Origin of the sequence: Kordia periserrulae, from assembly GCF_003054265.1 — a bacterium.
In the GTDB taxonomy this organism is placed as follows: domain Bacteria; phylum Bacteroidota; class Bacteroidia; order Flavobacteriales; family Flavobacteriaceae; genus Kordia; species Kordia periserrulae.
This window is the reverse complement of record NZ_QBKT01000001.1, coordinates 77,095-100,938: the sequence shown is the minus strand read 5'-3', so window position 1 is coordinate 100,938 and position 23,844 is coordinate 77,095. Positions and strand designations below refer to the sequence as shown.

Genomic DNA, 23,844 nt, shown 5'->3' with positions numbered 1-23,844 from the left:
GATTTTCTAGAGTTGAAAAGTTTATAAGTTTAGGTGTTTAGAATAATTCAAAATTCAACATCCAACATTCAAAATTTCTAGTCGTTTTTCCTGCGAAATTTTACAAACGCAAATAATGAAATAAAAAGCATAATTGCAATGGCAATATACCAACTGCTGTTGGAAGTTTGAGCAATTGACACTGCACTTTTATCTCCATACAACACAAAGCCTGTCCAGTAATACGGTTGCGCTAATTTGGTGCCTTTGTGTTTGTTGAGATAGTGGATTTTGGCATTTTTCAATGCTTCCGATTTTGTGTTTCCCACTTTTAAATTCGAGTAAAAGTGCTCCATAATTTCACTAGTGGATTGATCAGGAACTTCCCATAAACTTACCACCGTTGCAGGAACGCCCGAAAAGGTAAAGGCACGTTGAAACGATTCTAAGTTTCTGCCAGCACTTTCTTTTCCCAAACCAGTGTTGCAGGCGCTTAAAACGGCTAAATCTGCTTTGAGCTGCAAGGCATATAACTCTTCCAAACACAAATCGTCGTCGGTGTTGCTGTTTTTGTTAAATAACAAACGACTCAATCCAGGTTCTTCGGTGTTGATTTCGGCATGCATTGCCAAATGTAGAATTCCTGCTTTTGGCGCAGTTTCCAAGAAATAATTTTTAGAAATTGCTGTACCAACATAGGTTTTGGAAGGAAACAATTTACTGATGATTTCCGCTTCTTTGGCAGCTCCTTGTAAAAAAGAACTATTATTGCTGTTTCGCGTAGCAAGCGCTGTTTCACTTTTTGGATAAGTTGGTGCGTAAATTGCCAAAACACCTTTTTTTGTCGGTTGCAACTGGTTTTCAAAATGTATAAACCCTAAGTTTGAAGTGTACTGAATTTGATACTTTTCTATAAGATAGTGCTCGTTGTGCTGCAATACTTCAAACGGAATGCGATACAATTCGCCATCAGGATTGATGATGATTTTTCGATAAGTTTTGTCAATGTTTGGCAACAATTTTTGAGACAGTTGTACTGCGATTTCACGATTATACGTACGATTTCGGATGCTGTTGATGAGTTCTTCTTCCAATGCAATTTCAGTTGCTGTCCAAGGACGTAGTTCCCAACGAATTGCATCTGAAGTAATTGAGAAAATAGCGATTTCATCTTCAAAGAGAAGATATTTTATGACTATTTCGTCATCGTGGATATGTTTTTGAAGCGAATCAATATTGAATTCTTTATCGCTCAACAACGCTAAATTCGGAAATTGTTTGCCAGTATATAATTCATGATTTTGAATCAGTTCTTGAATGGAATCTACCGAGCGAATGTTTTGTTCTTTTTTGGCAGCGGTTAATTGTGTTCTGAGGTTGAGGTTTCTATATTTTAACGAATCTAATTTTGGTAAAGAATTCGTAAAACGATTTTGATAAAAACGTTGCCACGTCATCTGATTCATGATGGTTTCTGTGCGACTCAACACATTATCAATAGTAATGGTTTCCGTCTGTGGATATGCTGTTTTCGCAACAAGAAAACCGTGTAAAATCTTCCGCAAAACATCATTTTGATTTGGATTGAATTTGGTACGCGCATAACTATTTTCAAACTGAATAAACGCAATTTCATACAGTTTTGGAATCATTTTTTGAACTGAAATATCATCACTATAAAATTTTTCCAACTTTTCCGCTACACGACGAATCAATCGCGCTTCTCCGTAGACTTTACTCGGTTTGAAATTGCTATAATCTTTAGCTAAAATTGTAGTATCTGCATGAATGTGTGCAATGGCTTCATGAAAAATCCGCAATGCACTGTCCTTTTGTTTTGTTTTGGCTTTTATCAAAGCTTTTTGTGCTAAAAAGAACGGTTTTCTATAATCGTTTGGTGACATTTCATCTAGCAATTGTACAATTAATGCTTCAGCTTCAATTAATTTATTGGCATACGTTAAAGCTTTGCATTTGTTATACTTGAACGTAATTAAGTCACCCGAGTAGTTTTTCTCTTGTACCAAGTTGATGGATTTGTCCAAATAAAAGGTGCTTTTTTCCAAATCGTCAGCGTCAATTAAAGAATCGTGTTTGCGACCTAAGTACCAATCGCCAATATGGTTTAAAGCTGTAGTGTAGTAAATTTGTTCGTGTTTGTTAAATTTCGGAGATGCATGAAGCTCATCTAACTTCTTTACAATCTTTACTATTTGCAAGCTATCTTCTTGGGTTTTAGAGAACTTGTAAAAGATGTATGCTTCTCGATATGCCAATACCACTTCATACCGATCGTTCCGCGCTTTGTCGAGATAGGTTTTATGATTTTTATAGATATTATTAGCGAGCCGAAAATAACGCTTTGCGTCTACAGTATTACCGTGATACGCTGCCTGACTCGCCAAAAAGACATGCGCATCTACCAAATAATCCAAACTGCGTTCGTTGGTTTCAGGTAAATATTCAATCGCGGTTTTCATGCTGAGTTTGGCACGTTTGGCAAAATTCATTTCAGATTCACCATACGCTCTTTTGTAATACAAAGCTCCAGTATTTAGAATACCGCGTTTGCTTTTATTATGTTGACAAAACAGAAGTCCTTTGTTGGCACTTTTGATACTTTCTAAATAGTTTCCCGTGTAAAAATGACCTTGAAATTGATTGAAATACAAATCGGAAACATCCAAACTGTCCTTTTCGTTTTTGGGATGCACATCGTGGATATATTTCTCCAAATACACCAACAATTTATCAAATTGTTTGGTGTTGTTTAGCGCGTTTGAAGTTTTCCAAAGCGTTTCTATACTTGGTTGAATGCTATCCTGAGTTGTGTTTTGAGGAAACCGAATCGAGTTTGTAGCAAGCATGTTGCACATCAAAAATAGACAACAAACCAAACAAAACTGTTTTGTGATATGGAATGGCTTTTTGAGGTACACTTTTTTTATTGGTTTTTATAGTTGCTTAAAAATACAATATTTTCTATTGGTGTATTTGTTAGAAAAGTCCCGTATTTTTCGCGATTTCGACAGCTATTTTTTTATAATCTCGTTTTTTGGCGATTTCTTGTTCGTTAAATGGCGATCCAGGAACAGTTATCGTAATCATATACCCTTCTAATTTTACTGAAAGTTCACGTTTTTTATCTATCCAAATAGCAGCTTGTCCTAAGTCAGAAACAAACGAGGACGATTTGGACATTTTCTTTTTAAGTTCCCACGTTTCTTTCCAGTCTTCGCCTTCTGCAAGTTTTTCTTCAACAGCAATAATAGTTCCGTTCAAGTAATTGTATTCGTCATCGCCCATGTAGACTAAAAAGCGACAACTTTTGGTCATGAATGTTTTTCCATCGTCAAACAATACTTTTGTTGCGTCAGGATATAAATTTTTCACATTGGATTCACTAATAAATTCACACATGTTTTTGGGAAGCGCGGCAAAGTCTTTTTTGTTTCCTGAAAAGTTGGTGTTCACAAAACTACTATCTCCCAACTCTTGTCCGACAACAGTATTTTTATCGCCGAAACAAGAAGTTAGGAAAAAAGGAAACAATGTGATAATTGCAATACGGTTTAAAATTTTCATAAAAATGCTTTTAGTTGATTGTTTACTTGATGATTAATTTTTTGAGCGTGATTGTTTTTGCAGTTTTAATTTGCACCATATACATTCCACTAGAAAGTGCCGAAACGGTTACAGTTTCTAAATTGCTACGCAGGTTTTCATTTTGAAGAAGTAGTTTCCCTGACAAATCATAAATCGAAACTTGTTCTAAGTCCGTTGGTGCCTGAATATGTAGTTGCGCTTGTGCAGGATTTGGAAACATACGAATTTCGTTGGTTGTTGCATCAGTATCATTCACGCTCAACGTGGCGGTGTCTTGTACTTCTAACACAAATCCGCCATTTTGATTTTCTAATATTACATCGTCATAACCTCTGCCTCCCGTATTTGCTTCTAGCCAAACTTGTAAATAGTACGTGGCATTCGGCGTTAAGCCAGTAATTGCCAATTCATCTTCTTGACAGGCTATTGGAGTCGCATCTGCACAAGAAGCATATAAAGCAATTTTCCCAGTTAAAGGCGGCGCATTAATCGTCATAGTCACGCTTCCTGAAGTTGGTGCTTGAAATTGATACCAAATGTCTAAAATCGTAATGCCACCTTCTTCACAACCTGGCGTATTGGTACTATTAGTTGCGTTTTGCGTAGTACTAGCGGCTGGCTGTGCCAACGTAATTGAAACGGCTTGAGCGCAGTCGTCATTTGATGGTGAACACGTGGTGCTAAATCCCGGGAAATTATTGGTGTTGAATCCCCAAAAGGTATTACTCCACGCTACATCATCTACTTCTACGCATGTTAACGAAACATTGTCGCGCACTCTAAAACTTTGTCCAATATTGGTATTGGTTCCATTTTTGATAAAAATGGTTTCCAACAACGGATTGTCTTCCGCACGCACGTCAACGAGTGCTGTATTTGCAGATAAATCAATGTAGGTTAGTTGTAAATTGTCATCAAATTCTATGTTTTCTAACAATGGACATTGTGTCACATCTAATAAATAAAGATCGTTATTGTTATTTGCCAAAAGCGAGCGCAATGCGGGACAGTTGGAGAAATCCAATTCTGGAACATTAACAAAGTTGATAAATACATCGTCCAGCAACGGATTGTTTCCTAATGTAAGCGATTCCAACGTCATGTTTTCCAGCGTTAAATTTGTCAAATTGGGACTGTTGGAAAGGTCTATATTGGTAAACGCAGCATCTGAAATACTTACAAAGGTTAAATTGACCAACGCACTCAAATCGATGGTTGTATCGGTAACATCTCTAATGGTAAGTTGTTCTAACGCAGTTAAGTTTTCCATTGGCGAAATATCGGCTACAGCATCATCTATGCGTAAATCTTTTAGCGCGATAAAATCTTGCAATCCTGTGATATCTGTCACTACAAAACTCCCAAAATCAAAGTCTAAAAGTGTATTGATATTTCCCGTAAGGACTAAATTGTCCAACGGACCAGAATCGAGTCCTAATTGTTGTAATCTTGTTTCAAAACCGTCGTCTGGAACAAAAGTAGTTTGTGTAAACGCGGTTACACTTGCAAAAAAAGTGAGCAATACAAGTATTTTTCTTTTCATAAAGTAAGATTTAAAATTATAGAAAGTCTACACGTGCATTTTTAAGTTTGCTAATGCACATGCAGACAGTTTTTACTGTTGATTAAAACATTTTTTTGTATGCTTTCGGATTGATGGTGATGTTGACATTTTCGTTGATAGCCACCGTTTTGCTAGTCATGTTTCCATCTTTTGATTGTACAGAATATTCCATGATATAACCGTCAACGACACCTGTATTTTGCATAAACCAATTGGATAGTTTGATACTTGGTGCTACCCAAAAATTAACTTTTACATCTTTATCTGCCATGGCATATTCGTGACAAGTAGCGCCCAAAATAGTTTTGGTATTTCCTGTTTTTTGAAGTTTGGTGTAATCATAATTCGCCATTTGCTCGGTTGGATTCTGCATTTTTTGTCCCATCATTCCTTTAGACATGCGCATTTTCATTCCGCCAGTTTCTATAAAAATGTGCACATTGCCTTCGTCCATCACCATAATAGATTTTCCATCCATTTCATCATCAGAATACTCGCTCATATCCGCTTTTATAGCAATGTATTTTGTATTTGGATTGAGTAAGTACGACATTCGGTAACTTCTTTTTTGTTCAGGAACGGAAATCTCTGTTACGGTTTCATACGAAAATTGATAAACGCCAGGTGTTGGTGTATTGGTAGAAGTACTTGGCGTAATGCTATATCCCGTATTGGATGTGTTTTCCGAATTGTTAGTTTTTGTCACTGTTTCTTCAGAAGAGTATTTAGGGCTTTTCCCAGTAACTTCTCCATTTATTGAAGTATTGTAAAAAGTTTCAGAATAATCGTCGCTATTGGCTTTGCGAGTTACCGTTCGTAAAGAGGCGTTTCCAGAAAAACTAAATTGTACTTTTTCATCCGAAAGTAGAGCGACGGTAACTTCACCTTTTAACACATCGTAATTTTGATAATCGTCTGTTACGGCACGTTTAAAATCGTCAACAGGTTCTTTATTGTACGGGAGTTGTGGGTCATACCCGAGTTGTAAGGTAGCTTCTTCCGGAATTTTAAACGTACGTTTTTCTGAATCGGTAGTAGTTTTTAAGTCGGTAGTGGTTTTGATGACTAGATTGAATCCGTCGTAAATATCTGCTTCATGCGACCACCAATTTCCAGCAATGGTATATCCAGTATTGGTTTTAGATACTTTTACTTGACTCAGTTCTGTAATGTTAACACTTCCATATTTTTGTGTGTGATTGATGGTAATGTTTCCAAAATCCCTTTTATCTTTGGTTGTTTTAGGAGCGGGTTTGCCTTTATCAGGATTTCCTCTGCCTTCAATGGTTCGGTCAATAGTTTTATCGACTTCATTTTCAACCTTATTGATTACTTTATTTTCAATGTTTTTCGCTTTTTCTTTTGCTTTCTTTTTCAATCTTTTAAATAATTGAGCATCAGCGCTTTGAAAAGATACTAAACAAATGATTAAGAACAGGATGTTTAATTTTGGTTTCATGAGTAATACGTTTGTTTATCCTTTTGTATCTTTAACAGGCTTAATATTAACAGCTACACAAAAAAAATTTCACAATTGTGTTAATATTTTAATTTTTAAAATCACTAATGAGTAGAAATAGCACAGATGCTGAGTTGCAAGATTTATTACGATCTGACGATAAAAAAGCGCTTGAGACTATTTATGTAACCTATAAAAACGAGTTTTTGAATTATGCAAAACGGTATGGTTTGGATGCACACAACGCAACCGACATTTACCAAGATGCTATCATTGCCATGCGTCATAATTTTGTGAATTCGCAATTGGTGTTGACCTCAAGTTCTATAAAAACGTATCTGTTTGGTATTGGAAAGTTTAAAATTTTAAAAAAGAAAAAAGAAGCAACGATACTTATGCACGTTGAAACAGAAGAAGAAGACTATACCGAAATTTTTATAGAAGAGTCAACACCGTCAGAGCGAGTACAGACGCTAAGTACGTATTTGGATAGCATTTCAGAAAGTTGTAGAAAAGTTTTGGAATTGTTTTACTATCGAAATTTAACCGTAGATGAAATAGTAGAACTTACGGATTATAAAGACGGAAATACGGTGCGTAGTCATAAATCGAGATGTTTGAAACGTTTAAAATCGTTGTTTAAAAAAGCATAATGAATAAAGAAGAACTTATACAACAGTATATTGCCAATCGTCTGTCGGATGTAGAAAAAGCAAACGTAGAAGCATTGCTTACCACCGATGCAGAAATGCAGGAATTGTACGAGACGCATCAAGAAATGGCGACTGCGTTTCAGTTGTCAAACGACCGAACGTTGAAAAAAGACTTACAAGCGTTGGATGCTACCATTTCTTCAACGGATAAACTTAACAAACAAGGGAAACGAAATTTCAATGTTTTGTATCGCGTAGCAATTGCCGCGATTTTTATTGTGGGTGCTTTTTTTATGCTAAATCAATATTTGGGAAAAGACACAATGTTTGAAACTTATTTTGAAGTCTGCCCGAATACCTATTTGCCTGTCACTAGAGGAAATTCAAAGCAAGAAGCTACTTTTGAAGCCTTTAAAGCCTATGAAAGTAACGATTTCGCGCAAGCAGAAACCGCTTTTAAAACTATTTTAGCAGGCGAAGAAAACCGTAACATTCGTTTTTATTATGCGATGTCTATGTTGAATCAAGAGAAAACGGACTTGGCTTTGAACGAATTGAACACACTAACTTCACAAACGTTCGATTATCAAGCAGAAGCACTTTGGTACGCCGCGTTGATTCATCTCAAAAATAACAATACAACAGCTGCTAAACATCTGTTAGAGAAATTACAAAAAGTCAATCCAGCGTATAAATCGGAAGCGATTCAAAGTATCTTATCACAGTTGCCATAAAAAAACGGGATTCCTTTTCAGAAATCCCGTTGTGTATAATGTACAGCGCTCAATTAAAAATCTCTAATGATATGTGCGTCTCCATTAATGGTTCTCAATACACCTGAAGCATCTATGTAGTTTCCTGAAAAACTCACATCCATATACGTTCCAACAGGTCCCATATTGGTAATGGTAAATTGAATAGCACCTGCAGTTCCCGTCGTTGCTACTGGGTCAATTCCGTTTACATCTCCAAAAGCTTCAAATGCCAATGCTGGTATTGACAAGCTATGATCAAAAGGATATGTGCCTAATGCAACTACATTTCCGTACATATATGTTCCTAAAGTTGGATTGGACGCATACATGCCAATTGAATTTGGTGGTTGAATTCCGCCGCCAGGATATAAAATATCATATTGTATAGTTCCGCCATTTATACTGTATCGTATATATTCTGATGGCGTTCCACCACAGGCAATTAAGTTTGCTGTTGCTGTCGGATTTGCTATTACTGTAGTCGTTGATACTGCTTGTCCTGTATTGTTATCAATTCCATCAAGAATGACAGTAAGAGGAAGTGCGCAAGCTGCACCTGAATAGCTATGCGTTCCACCAGTTACTATAAAAGTTCCTAATAATTGTCCTGCCGAATTTTTATATGTAACATATCCGTTGGTTACTGGCACACCACTACAATCTACCATTGTCCCTGAAACACTTACGGGAGCCGTTGCCAGCGTAACAGGAATAGTAATAGAAGTCGCTCCTGAGTACGGTCCAAAAGGATTGATGGTATGAATTACAGTACCACATTCATCAATAATTTCTAAAATCATCGTTTGGTTGCTAGGAATTTTTCCACTTACGACTCCACTACTATTTGTATATGCATAACGTGCAAATCCTCCGTAGGTGATTTTAACTTGCAAACCAGCTAACGGAGCACCAGTACCTGAATCAATTACAGTAGCATCAAAATTGACCACAGGGAACGGCGCATCGCAATTCCAAAAAGAAAAGTGATTTACTTGAGCTACAAAATGACTTCCTGTGTTGTAAGCTACTGTTTCTTCAAACCAAACACCAGTGTCTTCATTAAATGACCACATAGGTACTTGTGAAGGTGCGGTTGCTTGTTGGGCTGGGTGAATTGGAATTTCCAATTCTGCGGGATTTGTAATTTGTAGGTTTTGACCGCCGCTTCCTACTAGTGCTACATTCACCATACCGTAGGAGCCTAATACTACTTCTTGAAAGTTAGCATCAATTCCGTACAATTCTCCAGGCATGGTATTGGCGGTTTCTGCGGCTAGCGGATCCAAATAATTAACGGATACATTTACGGCACCGTAATATGGATTTCCGTTTTCATCCATAAAGCCTCCATTGAATCGAACAGTTACAGGCTCACCAAATTCAGTATCGATTTGTACTTCACCACCAGATGATTCTATTATTTGTGAGTTTTCAATGCTAAACAACTGAATTGTGAATGAATCGTTTCCCGTAGGCACCATCACTCTCGAACCGTTGGTGTATCCAGCTGCTGAGGCTTGTGCGTATGCAAAATTTTCATTGACAATAGCTCCAAAAAAAACAACAATACCATTAGCATCCGTAATTTCTTGTTGGTTTCCTAACGTGACTATGGCTCCAGCTATGGGTTGTTGGTTGTCGTCAATAACACGACCGATAAAATTTCCTTCGGTTTCTCTGCCTTTATAATGTTGTAAGGCATTTTTAATTTCGTCGCTGTCTACACCTTCGTATTTTTGTGTAATTTGATTTGAAGAAGAAGTTTCTTGAACAATTTGTTCTTCTTTTTGGCAGGCTAGTATGCTTATCAATACCAAGCTGCATAAGGTTACATACTTTTTAAGACTTTTTTTCATGATAGGTAATTAAAATGATTCCTACTCTATTTAAGCTTTTCGGAATACGCTTGCGCGATACATTTTATAAGGAAAAGGGAGTTGTATACTTGTAATGAAAAGAAAACTGTAATGATTCTTGATATAAATTAGTAATATATTATGTACTATAAATATATGTATTTTTGTAAGAAAATAATTAAGTAAAAAACTTACAATATTTACTGTTTAAACAGATTTAAGCGTGTAAATTGTTGAAATAGAGTTCTATTTATTGTAAAAATGATGATTTTTAGCAGTCTTGAGAATTCGTTGAAGAACTAAAAAAAAGAAAGACGAGCAATATACTCGTCTTGTCTTTTAACTAACCAATCCAAAATTTATGTGAAATGAAAACAAAGCGTGATTGCTTTTGTTTGCTTTCAAAATAGAATACACAAATCGTATGCCAAACAACTATATCGTTGTTTTTTTGATAGCTAAATATTTGTTAATGTGTTAGGAGAGAATGTTGGATATTTTCTGATAGAAAACCTCAGGATCAAATGGTTTGGAAATAACTTCGTTGAAACCGTTTTTTAGGAAATCGCCTTTGTTTTCATCTAAAGAAATCGCCGTAAGCGCAATAATTGGGGTTGACACATCAAATTTTCGAATTTCCTTCGTGGCTTCTACACCACTAATACCAGGCATGTGAATGTCCATCAAAATAAAGTCGTAACGATTGCTACGTGCGTAGTCAATTGCCTGATAACCATCGTCTGCAATATCACAAGTCATATTTTGCTTGGCGATAATTTTCTTGGTAATAACTTGGTTAATTTTATTGTCCTCTACCAAGAGTACCTTAAACTGTCTGCTTTTTAAATCGGTTTTCTCCGTAATAGCGATGTCTGCTTCCGATGCTTCTGGCGCTAGTTTTTCTAAAGGCAACGCAAAACGGAACGTAGAACCTTCTCCAAGTTTACTTTCGAGTTGAATATCACTTTCTAACAATTCGAGCAAACTCTTCACAATGGTCAATCCTAAACCAGTTCCGCCATATTTACGGTTGATTTGCACAGAACCTTGCGAGAAGCTATCAAAAATATTCTCCTGCATTTCTTTGGAAATCCCGATTCCGTTGTCTGTTATTTCAAACTGAATAAGTTGTTGCTCGTCATCTTCTTCCAACACTCTCGCAGAAATTTCAACAATACCATCTTTCGTAAATTTTAAAGCATTACTAATGAGGTTGATGAATACTTGCGACATTTTTAAATAGTCACCCACAAGCTTTTCAGGAATACTTTTATCAATATTTAAAATAATCTTGTTGTTGTTTTCTTTGGAAGTTTGTGTGAGCGAATTCACGACGTCATTCAGCACTTTTTTAAGATTTAACGGCGCTTTTTCAACGGCTAATTTTCGTGCTTCAATTTTGTTTACTTGTAAAATATCGTTGATAAACGTCAACAAGTAATCTCCAGAAAACTTCAACGATTTTAAGTGCTCTTTTTGACTTTCACTTGGGTTTTCTTCCAGTAACAAGTGTGTCAAACCTGTCACTGCATACAATGGCGTTCGAAGTTCGTGCGTTACGGTTGATAAAAACTGCGCTTTGGCTTTCATCGCTTTTTCCGCATTGTCTTTTGCCAATTGTAATTCTGAGTTTTTCTTTAGTAATAAATTGTTGGTTTTTACCTTAATTTGATTGTTTCGGTAGAGTGAAATCGTTAATAACGAAATAATAATCAGCAGCGCCGAACTCAAAATAGACGTCAATTTATTCCGTTTTCCTTTTTGGTTGGAATCTTCGTACTGACGCTCCAATTCTTTAATATGACGTTTGTGGAATTCATTGTCAAAGTACGCATTCGCTTCTGCCATACTTTGCAAATTGTTAATATTAAAGATGGAATCCTTGATTTGAATATAGCGTCCTTGATAGGCATACGCATTTTCCAAATCGCCCAAACCAGCGTAGGTATCACTGATAATTTGTGTGCTTTGCAGTTTGATAACAGGAAAATCGTACGAATTGGCAATTTTCAATGCAGTTTCAGCATTTAACTTTGCGTTGTCGTATTGCTTGATGTTTTTATAAGCTTTCGCCAGATTCAGATGTACTTTGGAGCGCAAGTAATTTGGCTGGTACGGGTCGTTGATAGGAAGCGAATTTTCAAAACGTTCAATGGCGCGACCGTTGATGCCTTGACTCAAATAAAATAATCCACGGTAGTATTTCAGCTTGTTGATATCATCAATGGATTGAAATTTATCAAAAATAGCTTCTGCTTCTTCAAAATATTTATCAGCATTACTATAAGACGTATTTCGAGTTGCCGTTAACGCGCGTAGGACAAAATTATAACCCAATCCGAGCGAATCGTTGATTTCTTCTTGAAGTTCTTTTGCTCGTACTAAATAATCTTCTATCTCTTCCGGATTGAAATTATTGTAGTTTTCTTCCACACCAATTTCTGCACGTAGCATGTAAGCGCGCGCCTTACTTTTTTGATCTTGAATAGTATCGGATAAATCTAAAATGGTCGTCAGCTTTTCCAGTGCGCTGCTCATTTTAGCTTTCTTTTTGAATTCGTACACTTCAATGAATGAGCGCTCTATACTGTCCTTAATTTGTTCTTTAGATTGTGCTATGGACGATACAGAGAATAAAGCAAACAAGAAATATAAAATGTGTTTTACTTTACACACCATGAAGTATTCAATTTATTCAAAAATACTTATTTATTTGAAATATATAACATTAAATCAATTAATCTGTTGGAATAGCCGATTTCATTATCATACCAACCTACGACTTTGACCATTTTTCCTATTACAGAAGTCATCAGCGAATCAAAGGTGCAGGAATACGGATTGTCAATCACATCCACCGAAACTATTGGATCTTCAGTATACGAAAGTATGCCTTTTAAATACGTTTCTGCGGCTTCTTTGAATGCAGCGTTTATTTCTTCGATAGAGGTTTCTTTTTGTACGTTAAACGTAATATCTGTCAACGAACCATCGGGTACAGGCACACGAATTCCGCAACCGCCAATCACATCTGAAAGGTTCGGAAATATTTTAGTCAACGCTTTGGCAGCACCTGTAGTGGTGGGTACAATGCTTTGGCTAGCTCCGCGCGCACGACGCAAATCACGATGCGGTTGATCGTGCAAACTTTGGTCGGTAGTGTATGAGTGAATCGTTGTGATATACGCTTGGTCAATGCCACACAATTCATTGATGATTTTTACCATTGGCGCAGCATTGTTTGTAGTACAGGAAGCATTGGAAATGATGGTTTCCGAACCGTCTAAAATATGCTCATTTACACCTAAAACCACCATTTTGATTTCGTCATCTTCTGGTGGAACGGATAAAATCACTTTTTTTGCACCCTTTGTAATATGATGTTGTAGCAAGGCTTCGGTTTTAAACTTTCCAGTAGCTTCTACTACAAAATCTACATCGTATGCTTGCCAATTCAATTGTGTAATATCTGAAACATTCGTCACAGGAAAAACGAGTTCATCTACCAAAATTTCGGTGGCGGTATGGCTGACAGTATTCGGCAACACACCGTGAATACTATCATACTTCAACAAATGACTTAAAGTACGTGTGTCAGCAATATCATTAATCACAACAACTTTTATAGTGGGATGATTGAGTAATAAGCGGAATACATTTCGACCAATGCGGCCAAATCCATTAATGGCAATTCGTATCATGCGGATGCTTCAATTTAGAACTGTAAAATTACGTTTTTTGAATGGAATATTTTGTCAAACTTCGTAGTTAAGATGGTTAGAAGTTTTAGGTGCAAAGTCAATTTGAAAAACAACCAACCGTCACTTCGCGTGGTTTTCTTGTTATTGAGCTTGTTGAAATGCAGGAAAATTGTATGGAGAAGTGCTATGAGACGTAAAGGTTAAAAAAAGTCCAGACTCCAAAAGCGTTCATTTTTAGCTTGTCGAAGTAAAGTAATATAGATTTTAGGCTCAAAAATAAACTGTACTTTTTTATTTTCGCCAACGATTATTACGATATCGATTATCAATTAAAATCTTTAGAATTTTTAATAAACACTTTACAGTAGCTACTTATTTTTTCCTACAAATTTGTATCTTGTTTCGTATAACATAAAATACAAGACAAGCATGAGCAAACCACAGGAGATTTTGGAGTTGGAAGCGGCGTATGGGATTACGTTGGAGGAGACGAAGGATGAAAAAGAAATTATGTACTGGAGAAACTCAAACCTATATTTTTTAAACGATGAACAAGAAATTATTGGTTTGAACTTGAATGATAATCAAATTTCAAAAATTGAACACTTAGAAAAACTAACAAACCTTTCCAAATTGGGTATTTCAAATAATGATATTTCAAAAATTGAAAACCTTGAAAAACTAACAAATCTTTCAGAATTTGATATTTCAAATAATAATATTTCAAAAATTGAAAGCCTCGAAAACTTAACCAATCTTTTAAAATTATATATTTCATCTAATCACATTTCAAAAATCGAAAATCTTGAAAAACTAACGAATCTTTCAGAATTATACATTTCATATAATAAAATTTCAAAACTTGAATACCTAGAGACGCTAACGAATCTTTTAGAATTTGATATTTCAAATAATAATATTTCAAAAATTGAAAGCCTCGAAAACTTAACCAATCTTTTAAAATTATATATTTCATCTAATCACATTTCAAAAATCGAAAATCTTGAAAAACTAACGAATCTTTCAGAATTGGATTTTTCATCTAATCAAATTTCAAAAATTGAAAATCTTGAATCGCTCACGAATCTTTCAGTATTAAATATTTCATATAATGAAGTTTCAGATATTAAAATTATAAATCCTTTACTTAGACTAAACAAATTAAAATACTTGAATGTTAGTGGGAATCCATTTATTAAATCTTCAAATTTGAATTTAAACTGGAGAGAGAATCATTTGGACATTGTCAAAAGTGAATTACAAAAGCTAAAAGAAAATCAAATTAACATTGAACTACCCGTAAAAGTAATGTTATTAGGAAATCATGCTTCAGGGAAATCTACACTACTCAAATATTTACAAACACAACAACATTCTGAGGTGCATACTATTAAAAATACTAGCACAAATGTATTGTCGGTTGTACATTCTAAAACTACTATAAACTACAATTTACCAAAGGCTATTTTCTATGACTTTGGCGGACAAGATTATTATCATGGTGTACACAGAGCATTTTTTACTCAAGAAGCTGTAAATATTTTAGTTTGGAATGCTGCTAGTGATGAAAATAAATCCATATATGGGGGAAGTAATAAATTTAGTATGCGGAATTACAACCGAAGCTACTGGTTAGCTCAACTAAAATATGTATTTTTTAAACAGTATAATGATATCAGTCAGTATACTGATCCATTATTACTTATTCAAACTTATGCAGATATACATCAAAAAAATAATTGGAAAGAAGATTACAATGCTCATAATATCGTGGACGAGTTTTATATTTCGCTCAATAAAGATTACAAAACTTTAAAAAATGAAGCATCACTGAAATATGTAGAGGCTTCTTTTTGGCATACCGTAACACAACATTCCGAAGAGAAAAAAGTGCCTGTATGGTTTCCAGAGTTTTTGAGCTATATCATTAACAAAAAAAGTTCAAAAGCAGTTTCATTAAATACCATTATACAATATTATAAACGGGAAGTTACGGCTGATTTTACGGAAAAAGATAGAGAAGATGCTTTACGAGCCGATTTGGAGCAACTGTCACGCAAGGGAATTTTGTTGTATTATAAAAATGACCCTGTATTGAAGGACGTAGCTTGGCTAAACCCTGAGGCAACAGTTACAAAAATTCATGAAACTATACTTAATAAAAATATAATTCTAAAGTACAAAGGAAGACTTACAATTGAAGAATTTGAAAAACTTAATATAGACTCTGAAATGGAACGTTTACTACTTACTGAGAAAATATTATTTTTTGATAAATATAATAAAGAGTATATCATTCCCAATTATTTGCCACTATCATCTGAAGATGATGTAATTTATAATTTATTGTTTTTTGCAGTTGAACCAACTTTTATTTTACAGTTTAAACATTTTATCCCATTTGGACTTATTAATCAGTTAATTTGTCATTTTGGACAAAATTTAGATAACAAATATTACTGGCGTGATCAATTAATTTTTACGTTGGATAGAAAATTTAAAGTATGGATACAGCTAGATTTTTCAAAATTGATGATTTCCGTCTCTATTAAATCAATTAGAACAGGTATTAGCATAAATAAAGTAGTTCAACGAATATTTCAAGAAATTATGTTTTTATATTGGGGTAAGGAAGTACCTCCGATTATTAAGAAAGGAAGTGATGAGCTATTAACAAATAAAACTACAAAAAATGTATATAATGAAATTGGGATATTAGCATTACTTAAAAATACAAATATAGGGGTAATTACACCCTCAGATATGTATATTTCAGTTGATGGTAAAAACTTCAAAAATTACAATCTTTTAATCAATCCAAATATCAAAAAAATGAAAAAAATATTCATTTCCTACTCCCGAAAAGATGTGGAATACAAAGACGAGCTACGCAAGCATTTAAACATACTCAAACTGTTTGATATAGCTGATAATTGGAGTTGCGAAGACATCACCATCGGCAAATGGCACAATCAGATTCAGTATGAACTCCACGAAAGTGATATGGTAATTTTTATGTTGTCGATTAATTTTTTTAATTCAAAATATATTTTAGAACAGGAAGTACATAAAACAATGGATGCAATTGCAGATGGATCTAACAAAAAAGTTTATTGTATTGTGGTTAGTGAATTTCCAGGCTTAGAGAATTTTAATGAAGAAAATATGTTGGAGAGACAAAAAAATATAGCTAAGTTAGGGACATATCAATATGGGATGTATACTAGAATTGAAAATAGAATTACAGGAAATAAAGAAGAAAAATTAATTACTCTAAAAGAAGCGAGCCGATTGGGGATTTTAGACGAACAATTGACTAAGATTGTAAATAAAATTTTGAGAGATATTTAATATGTCAATGTGACAATTTGAAAATGCTCTAATGTATTTTTTTATGTGTCAATATCTTTTTGAGGTTATATAAAGACTTATTTAGGTTATTTAAGGATTTGCAGAGGTTCTTTAACCATTAAAAGCGGTTACGGAAGTGCTTCGAAGTGGTTCGGAACCTGTAAAAAGAGGTTCAGAACCGGATAAAAGGGGTTCGTTTAGGGGGTAAACTCCTCGGAGAACCGGATTTTTTTAATGTACTAATGTATCAATGGTTTTTTAATGTGTTAATTTGATAATTTGATAATTTGAAAATGTGCCAATGTTTTTTTGGTATATGATTTTTTTCCATAAAGATTGTTGCCCACTTTACAAGTTGACCTTCGAATCAATTCAACATTCAACATCCAACATTCAACATTTCATAGCATTTCTCGATACAATTTTCTAGCGAAAATCACTCGAAATGACGATTTTTTTACATAACGATATGTTATCTAACTTTACAAGTTGACCTTCGAATCAATTCAACATTCAACATCCAACATTCAACATTTCATAGCATTTCTCGATACAATTTTCTAGCGAAAATCACTCGAAATGACGTTTCTAATACTATACACCTTATCCGAAAAAGTCCTGACTCCAAAAGCGAAGCAATCTAGTTTCGTGACTCTAAAAATCCAAAGCGAAGCGAGTCTAAAAGCAAAGCAAGTCCAAAAAGCGAAGCGAGTCTAAAAAGCGCAGCGAAGTCTAAAAGCAAAGCAGTCTAAAAATCTAAACCTCCATATATTTTCGTATCAAAGCAAATAACTGCGAGGCTACAAACGGTTTGATAATCATATCGTTCATTCCTGAGTTGATGATTTTTGGCAGACTGTCATCTAAGGAAACTGCGGTAAAGGCAATAATCGGCACTTTTTTGTTGAATTTTCGAATGGCAGAAGTCGCTTCGTAACCGTCCATTTCGGGCATGTGAATGTCCATCAAAATTAAATCGTAATGCTTGTTCTTCACAATTTCAATAGCTTCTGCGCCACTGGTTACTACATCGACATCAATTTTTTTCGTAGAAAGAATTTTTTGCGTCAGCATTTGGTTGATTTTATTATCGTCTACCACCAACATTTTTAAATGACTAAAATCAACATCTTCAATATCAATTTCTGCTTTTGTGTCTGTATGTTCAGTAGCTTTTGGAAAACGAATATCAAAAGTAAACGTAGTCCCAACATTTACTTTACTTTCCAAATGAATTTCACTATCGTACAACTGCAATAATTTTTTTACAATCGACAATCCCAATCCAGAACCTTGGTATTCTTCGTTCACAACATTGTGGTTTTGCGAAAACATTTCGAATACTTTTTCTTGCTTTTCTTTCGGAATTCCAATGCCGGTATCTTGCACGCAAAAATGCAATTGCACATCTTCTTCAGTTTCTGCTACTTTTTCAACACTTAACCGAATGGTTCCTTTTTTGGTGAATTTGATAGCATTACTGATTAAGTTGATTAAAATTTGAGATATTTTTAAACTGTCACCTACTAGCAATTCTGGAATTTCCGTATCATACGCAATATGCAGTTCGTTTTCGCGATCTTTTATCAACAAATCAAACGACTTGATGATGTTGTCAATATTCGCTTTTAAGTTGAACGTAGACGCACCAATGGTAATGGTGTTGTCTTCTAGTTTGTTGACTTGCAATATATTATTCACCAAAGACAGCAAATGGTCGCTTGAAAATTTTAACGATTTTAAGTATTGTTGTTGCGACGGTCTTGGGTTTTCTTCTAATAATAAATGCGTAATTCCTGTCACCGCATACAAAGGTGTGCGCAATTCGTGACTCATCATGGAGAAGAAGTTGGATTTTGTTTTGGAAGTCATTTCTGCTTTTAATTTGGCTTCTTCCAACTTATTGTACTTAATGCGTAAAAGTCGGTTGCTTTTTATCTTTTTATAAATGGCTTTTATGATAAGCGTTCCTAAAATGATACAACCAATCAAAAGCAAGGCAATAATCACCAATACCACTTTAAATCGGTTGACAATGATGCTTTTTTGATAGTTTTTTTCTTCTAAAATATCCAACTTGAGTTGCTCCTCACTCAAACTATAATCTGCCAACAATTCCTCTTCCAAGCGCTGCTGATCGTTTTCGAGTTGCTTTTTGAGATTTTGCTGATATTTGAGTTCTGCTTCTCGCTGTTTTCCAATATTTCCTTGCGATTCGTAGATGATTCCCAATTGATGATAGGAAGTCGCCAAATCATTTACATGAACGTATTCATTTTTGATGTGTTTCTCTAAATATCTTTGCGCATTTTCATAATCGCCCAAGTTAAAAAAGGCATCACCTTGCGTAAATTCTAAATAGTTCATTCGGGCAGTGTAAAACAGTTCGCTATCGGTAGAAGCCTTTACTCTTTGTTTTACGTTTTCTACAAAAGCAAGTACATCATCATAGCGTTTTTCCGCTTGCAGTAGTGCTATTTTTGCCCAATCGAGCAACATGATATCTTCTACTACGGAGGAAGTTGCTGCCAACTCGTAACCCGTTTGTAAATATTGATGCGCGGCTGCATATTTAACTTGATCCATACACGTACGCGCCAAATCTTGATATACCAATAAAATTTGGCGTTTGTCTTGCAGTTCTTGATAAATTGCCAATGATTTTTTGAAATACTTTTCAGCTTTGCCAAAATATTGCATTCGCCTGTACGTATTTGCCAAGGTATGATATGAAGACGCAAGCGAGTTGTCATCTTCGTTTTTTAAAGCGTGTTGTATAGCGAGATAGTTATAGGAAAGTGCCTGCCCAAACTTGTAATCGCGCGACAAATCAAAAGCCTCATCATTGAGCTTTTTTATACTGTCTGCAGCAACCTGTTGTGCATGCAATGATACACACGCAAAAAAACAAAGGACGATATGTACTAGCGCATTATTCTTCACTTGACTGATTCATTACGTCATCTATTTTATCATAAAGCATTTCCGGTTCAAACGGTTTGCTTATAACACCGCTAATATTGGTGTTTACAGCTTTGGCATACGCATCCGAAACTTCCATCGCCGTGAGTAAAATGATAGGAATATTGTTATTGTTTTCACGAATTTTATCAATGGTTTCCAAACCGTTTAGTTTGGGCATAAACATGTCCATAAGAATCAAATCGAATTGTTGTTGTTCTATAATATCTAAGGCAGAAAAACCACTGTGCACAACTTTGGTTTGTATGTGTTGGCGTTCCAGAATTTTTTGTGTCAACAAACCATTTACGGCATTATCATCTACAATTAGGACGCTCAATCCTTCAAAATTGTAGGTTTTATTATCAAATTCGATATCGTCTTCCATTGGCGTGATTTCTACTTTTTTAAGCGCTAACTCAAAGTAAAATTCAGAGCCTTTATTCAACACACTGCGCAAATGTAGTTTGGATTTCAACACTTTGAGAAGATTGTTCACTGTGGTCAATCCCAAGCCTAAATCCAAATAACCGTTGTCTTCCGTCAGTATAATTCCTTTGGCAAGATTTTCAAAAACCACATGCTTTTTTTGCTGTGGAATTCCCAAACCGTTGTCTTTTACAGAAAATTTTAAATGCACTGTTTCGGCAGTTTCGGTGACAAGTTTGATACGCAAGCGAATATCTGCTTCCCTATTGTAACGAACCGCATTGTCTAGCAAATTGAATAGGATTTGAGAAATTTTTAAACTATCACCCAGTAAGATATTTGGAATGTGTTCATCGATTTTAATATCAATGTGGTTGCGGTTTTCTTTCACTAAAAAATCTACGGAAGTGATGACATTTTTAACGTTTTTGCGCAAGTCAATGTGTTCTTCAACAGCTTTCATTTTACTGGCTTCCACTTTGTTCATTTGCAGAATATTGTTGATGATTGCCAATAAATGTTCTCCTGAAAATTTTAAAGATTTTAAATAGCGTTCTTGAAATTTTTCTGGTTTTTCTAACAACAGTAAATTGGTCATTCCGATAATTGCATACAAAGGTGTGCGCAATTCGTGACTGATTAATGAAAAGAAGTTTGTGCGAATTTTTGAAACATTCTCTATTTGCTTTTTCGCTTCAATCAATTCCTTATTTTGTCCACTCAGCAAAGCGTTTGTGCGTACTCTGGCACGTTGATTCAAATAAAAAATTCCTGTTAGTAGTACTAAAATTACCAAAATCACCACTAAAATGGTCGTCAATCGTTGGTAATTATTGATGTAAATTTCTTTGGTTTCTTGCTCCTTTTCAATGCTTTCCAATCGACTTTCATACTCGTCAATTCCATATTTTGATATAATTTTGGAAAGCAGCTCGTCTTTCTTTTTTACATTGTCTGTTTCAAACGCTTCAATATGCTGTTTTAAAGCGGCTAATTCAGCTTCGCTATCACCATTTTTAGCATAAATTTCTGAAAGTTTTTTATTTGCAGAAGCTAGTAATTTGAGATGTTTTTTATGAGAGGTATCACAAATAGCAATTGCGTTTTTGTAGTAATCCAACGCTGCATCCGTATCACCTTGCAAAAAAGAGGCATTTCCATTAAAATAATACGCTCCTTGCAACATATCTTCACTCGAAGAATATTCTGGATTATCTTCGCAATAAGAAATCACTTTGGAAAAACAATCTTTGGCTTTTTCGTATTCGCCTTTCTTCAAAAATAACTGTCCGATGTAGTATTTCGGCTTAATGGAACTTACATCAGCTTGAAACTTTTCGGAAAGCATCAATCCTTTTTTCAGTTTTTTTTCAGCCGCTTCTAATTGATTGTTTTGAAATAGATAAAACCCAAGTTTGCTAAGAACTTGCATCAAGCGTTTTTCATTATTTTTCTTGGTAAAATATTCAATGGCTTTGTTGTAGCTTTCAATAGCACGTTCTTTAAAACGCATTTGAATATACACAGCGCCAAGTGTACAGTAACTTTCGGCAATTAAACTGTCGTTTTGTGCCAAAGCTGACTGATGTAAGGCACGTTGACTATACCGAATGGCTTCATTAAATTGTTGCTTTGAAGTCATCTTTTTAGCGGCTGCTTGAAGTTGAATGATGCTATCTTTCGTCAGCACACGATTCGTTTGTCCATGCATGGCAGTAGCAACAACAAAAAGCAATAAAAAGACGCGTATGGCAGTCATGGTAAGTTAGCAAGCTATAATCTGCCGAAAAGATACAAAAATTCGTGTAGGTTTTTACAATTTCAAATGATTGCCTACGATTATTTTTGTAAATCCGCCATTACATAATAGCGTGGGTCATCAACAGCGTCTTCAATGACGTTTGCTAATTTTGGAGATGCTTTGATCATCAGCGCTTTACAGTCGTCACTCAAGTGTTTGATACGCAATTGTTTTCCTGCGGCTTCGTATTTTTGTGTGAGATTGAAAATAGCTTCCAATGCCGAATGGTCAGAAACTCTCGATTCCATAAAATCAATCACTACGATATCGGGATCATTTTTTACATCAAACTTGCTGTTAAACGCTTGAATGCTTCCAAAAAACAATGGACCGTATATTTCGTAGACTTTCGTTCCATCATCCAATACTTTCTTACGAGCACGAATGCGTTTGGCATTTTCCCAAGAAAATACCAATGCTGAAATAATCACTCCCGCAATGACGGCAACTGCTAAATCTTTCCAAACGGTAATTAAAGATACCGCAATCAATACAATGGCATCACTAATTGGAATTTTATTCAAGATTCTAAAACTACTCCATGCAAACGTTCCAATTACGACCATAAACATCACGCCTACCAATGCGGCAATCGGTACTTGCTCAATCAATCCAGAAGCAAATAAAATAAAACACAATAACGCAACTGCTGCAACAACTCCCGACAATCGTCCACGTCCACCTCCTTTTATATTGATGATAGATTGCCCAATCATGGCACAACCGCCCATTCCACCAAACAATCCGTTGACGATGTTAGCGCCACCTTGCGCCAAACATTCACGGTTGCTATTTCCACGTGTTTCAGTCAATTCATCTACCAAATTTAAAGTCATGAGTGATTCTATCAATCCAATAGCGGCTAAGATAAACGCATACGGCGCCATGATTAATAAATTGTTCATATTCCAGAGTTCTGACGAAAAAATAGCGGTTTGAAACGTTGGTAATCCGCCTTTTAAGCCAGTTGCATCGCCTCCACTTCCTTCTACAATAAATGATTTTACCGTAGCTACATCGTCCACATTTCCAAGAATTACAATCGCAGAAACAACAATAATCGCGATTAACGCTTCGGGTAGTTTTTTGGTCAATTTTGGCAATCCCCACATAATCAACATCGTTAAACCTACCAAGCCGAGCATTATCCACAAAGCAGCGCCTTCTAACCAAGTTTTGGCATCACCACTTCCTGTTTTAAACATTTCTAATTGCGATAAAAAGATGACAATTGCCAAACCGTTTACAAATCCCATCATGACAGGATGCGGAATCAATCGCACAAACTTTCCAAGTTTAAAAACGCCTGCTAGCATTTGTATGACACCAACCATCAATAGCGTTATGAATAAAAACATCAACCCTTGGTCTTCCATGCCTGTTTCCAATCCGAGTTCATTTCCTTTTTGCACCAAAGCGACCATTACAACTGCCATGGCACCTGTTGCTCCGGAAATCATGCCTGGTCGTCCACCAAAAACCGCTGTGATTAATCCCATCATAAACGCACCATACAAACCAACCATTGGAGGAACATCTGCCACAAAGGCAAACGCTACCGCTTCTGGCACCAATGCCAATGCTACGGTTAATCCACTTAATATGTCATTTTTGGCATTTGCTGCACGTTTTCTAATAAACTCTGTCATAACTATTTTCCTTGTAATTCTGCTAAAAATAAGAAGCGGCAAAAATACAGCTATTATTTTGTCTTGCAAGTTTTTAAAGA

General features: G+C 35.4%; 13 protein-coding genes. 3 read left to right on the top strand and 10 right to left on the bottom strand.

Annotated elements, in window-relative coordinates; translation table 11 throughout:
* Nucleotides 1-77 precede the first annotated feature (77 nt).
* The 4 genes from C8N46_RS00440 to C8N46_RS00425 all read right to left on the bottom strand — a co-directional run bounded on the left by C8N46_RS00440 (nt 78) and on the right by C8N46_RS00425 (nt 6,608).
* Nucleotides 78-2,846 carry a CHAT domain-containing protein gene (locus C8N46_RS00440; RefSeq protein ID WP_158269035.1) on the bottom strand — a complete coding sequence of 923 codons (2,769 nt, stop codon included), beginning with the start codon at nt 2,844-2,846 and terminating at the stop codon, nt 78-80.
* Between the two features lie 130 nt (nt 2,847-2,976).
* On the bottom strand, nt 2,977-3,564 hold the full coding sequence (locus C8N46_RS00435; RefSeq protein WP_108112890.1) for a hypothetical protein: 588 nt from the start codon (nt 3,562-3,564) through the stop codon (nt 2,977-2,979).
* 22 nt (nt 3,565-3,586) lie between these two features.
* On the bottom strand, nt 3,587-5,128 hold the full coding sequence (locus C8N46_RS00430) for a T9SS type A sorting domain-containing protein (RefSeq protein WP_108112889.1): 1,542 nt from the start codon (nt 5,126-5,128) through the stop codon (nt 3,587-3,589).
* Between the two features lie 82 nt (nt 5,129-5,210).
* Entirely contained in the window at nt 5,211-6,608 is a 1,398-nt protein-coding gene (locus C8N46_RS00425) for a hypothetical protein (RefSeq protein WP_108112888.1), read from the bottom strand.
* 107 nt (nt 6,609-6,715) lie between these two features.
* Here C8N46_RS00425 and C8N46_RS00420 point away from each other — a divergent pair, with 107 nt between their 5' ends.
* Nucleotides 6,716-7,261, top strand: a complete 546-nt coding sequence (locus C8N46_RS00420; RefSeq protein WP_108112887.1) for an RNA polymerase sigma factor — start codon at nt 6,716-6,718, stop codon at nt 7,259-7,261.
* Nucleotides 7,261-7,995, top strand: coding sequence for a hypothetical protein (locus C8N46_RS00415; protein ID WP_108112886.1), 735 nt, complete (start codon nt 7,261-7,263; stop codon nt 7,993-7,995). Before C8N46_RS00420 ends, C8N46_RS00415 begins: the two co-directional genes overlap by 1 nt.
* 53 nt (nt 7,996-8,048) lie before the next feature.
* On the opposite strand, the gene C8N46_RS00410 is transcribed toward C8N46_RS00415, so the two are convergent.
* From C8N46_RS00410 to gap, 3 genes are all read right to left on the bottom strand, one after another.
* Nucleotides 8,049-9,872: a hypothetical protein gene (locus C8N46_RS00410; RefSeq protein WP_108112885.1), complete on the bottom strand. Its 1,824-nt coding sequence runs from the start codon at nt 9,870-9,872 to the stop codon at nt 8,049-8,051.
* A 477-nt stretch (nt 9,873-10,349) separates the two neighbouring features.
* Complete coding sequence (locus C8N46_RS00405) at nt 10,350-12,518, bottom strand: ATP-binding protein (RefSeq protein ID WP_245896662.1); 2,169 nt, start codon at nt 12,516-12,518, stop codon at nt 10,350-10,352.
* Nucleotides 12,519-12,577: 59 nt separating this feature from the next.
* Nucleotides 12,578-13,573 (bottom strand): type I glyceraldehyde-3-phosphate dehydrogenase, encoded by a 996-nt coding sequence (gene gap, locus C8N46_RS00400; RefSeq protein ID WP_108112884.1) that lies wholly within the window; start codon nt 13,571-13,573, stop codon nt 12,578-12,580.
* Nucleotides 13,574-14,002: 429 nt separating this feature from the next.
* On the opposite strand from gap, the gene C8N46_RS00395 reads away from it, so the two are divergent.
* Nucleotides 14,003-16,924 carry a leucine-rich repeat domain-containing protein gene (locus C8N46_RS00395; RefSeq protein WP_108112883.1) on the top strand — a complete coding sequence of 974 codons (2,922 nt, stop codon included), beginning with the start codon at nt 14,003-14,005 and terminating at the stop codon, nt 16,922-16,924.
* Nucleotides 16,925-17,680: 756 nt separating this feature from the next.
* On the opposite strand, the gene C8N46_RS00390 is transcribed toward C8N46_RS00395, so the two are convergent.
* The 3 genes from C8N46_RS00390 to C8N46_RS00380 form a co-directional block, all read right to left on the bottom strand.
* On the bottom strand, nt 17,681-19,813 hold the full coding sequence (locus tag C8N46_RS00390; RefSeq protein WP_108112882.1) for a tetratricopeptide repeat-containing hybrid sensor histidine kinase/response regulator: 2,133 nt from the start codon (nt 19,811-19,813) through the stop codon (nt 17,681-17,683).
* 43 nt (nt 19,814-19,856) lie between these two features.
* Nucleotides 19,857-22,073 carry a tetratricopeptide repeat-containing hybrid sensor histidine kinase/response regulator gene (locus C8N46_RS00385; RefSeq protein ID WP_108112881.1) on the bottom strand — a complete coding sequence of 739 codons (2,217 nt, stop codon included), beginning with the start codon at nt 22,071-22,073 and terminating at the stop codon, nt 19,857-19,859.
* Nucleotides 22,074-22,153: 80 nt separating this feature from the next.
* Nucleotides 22,154-23,764, bottom strand: a complete 1,611-nt coding sequence (locus C8N46_RS00380) for a SulP family inorganic anion transporter (RefSeq protein WP_108112880.1) — start codon at nt 23,762-23,764, stop codon at nt 22,154-22,156.
* Between the last annotated feature and the right edge of the window lie 80 nt (nt 23,765-23,844).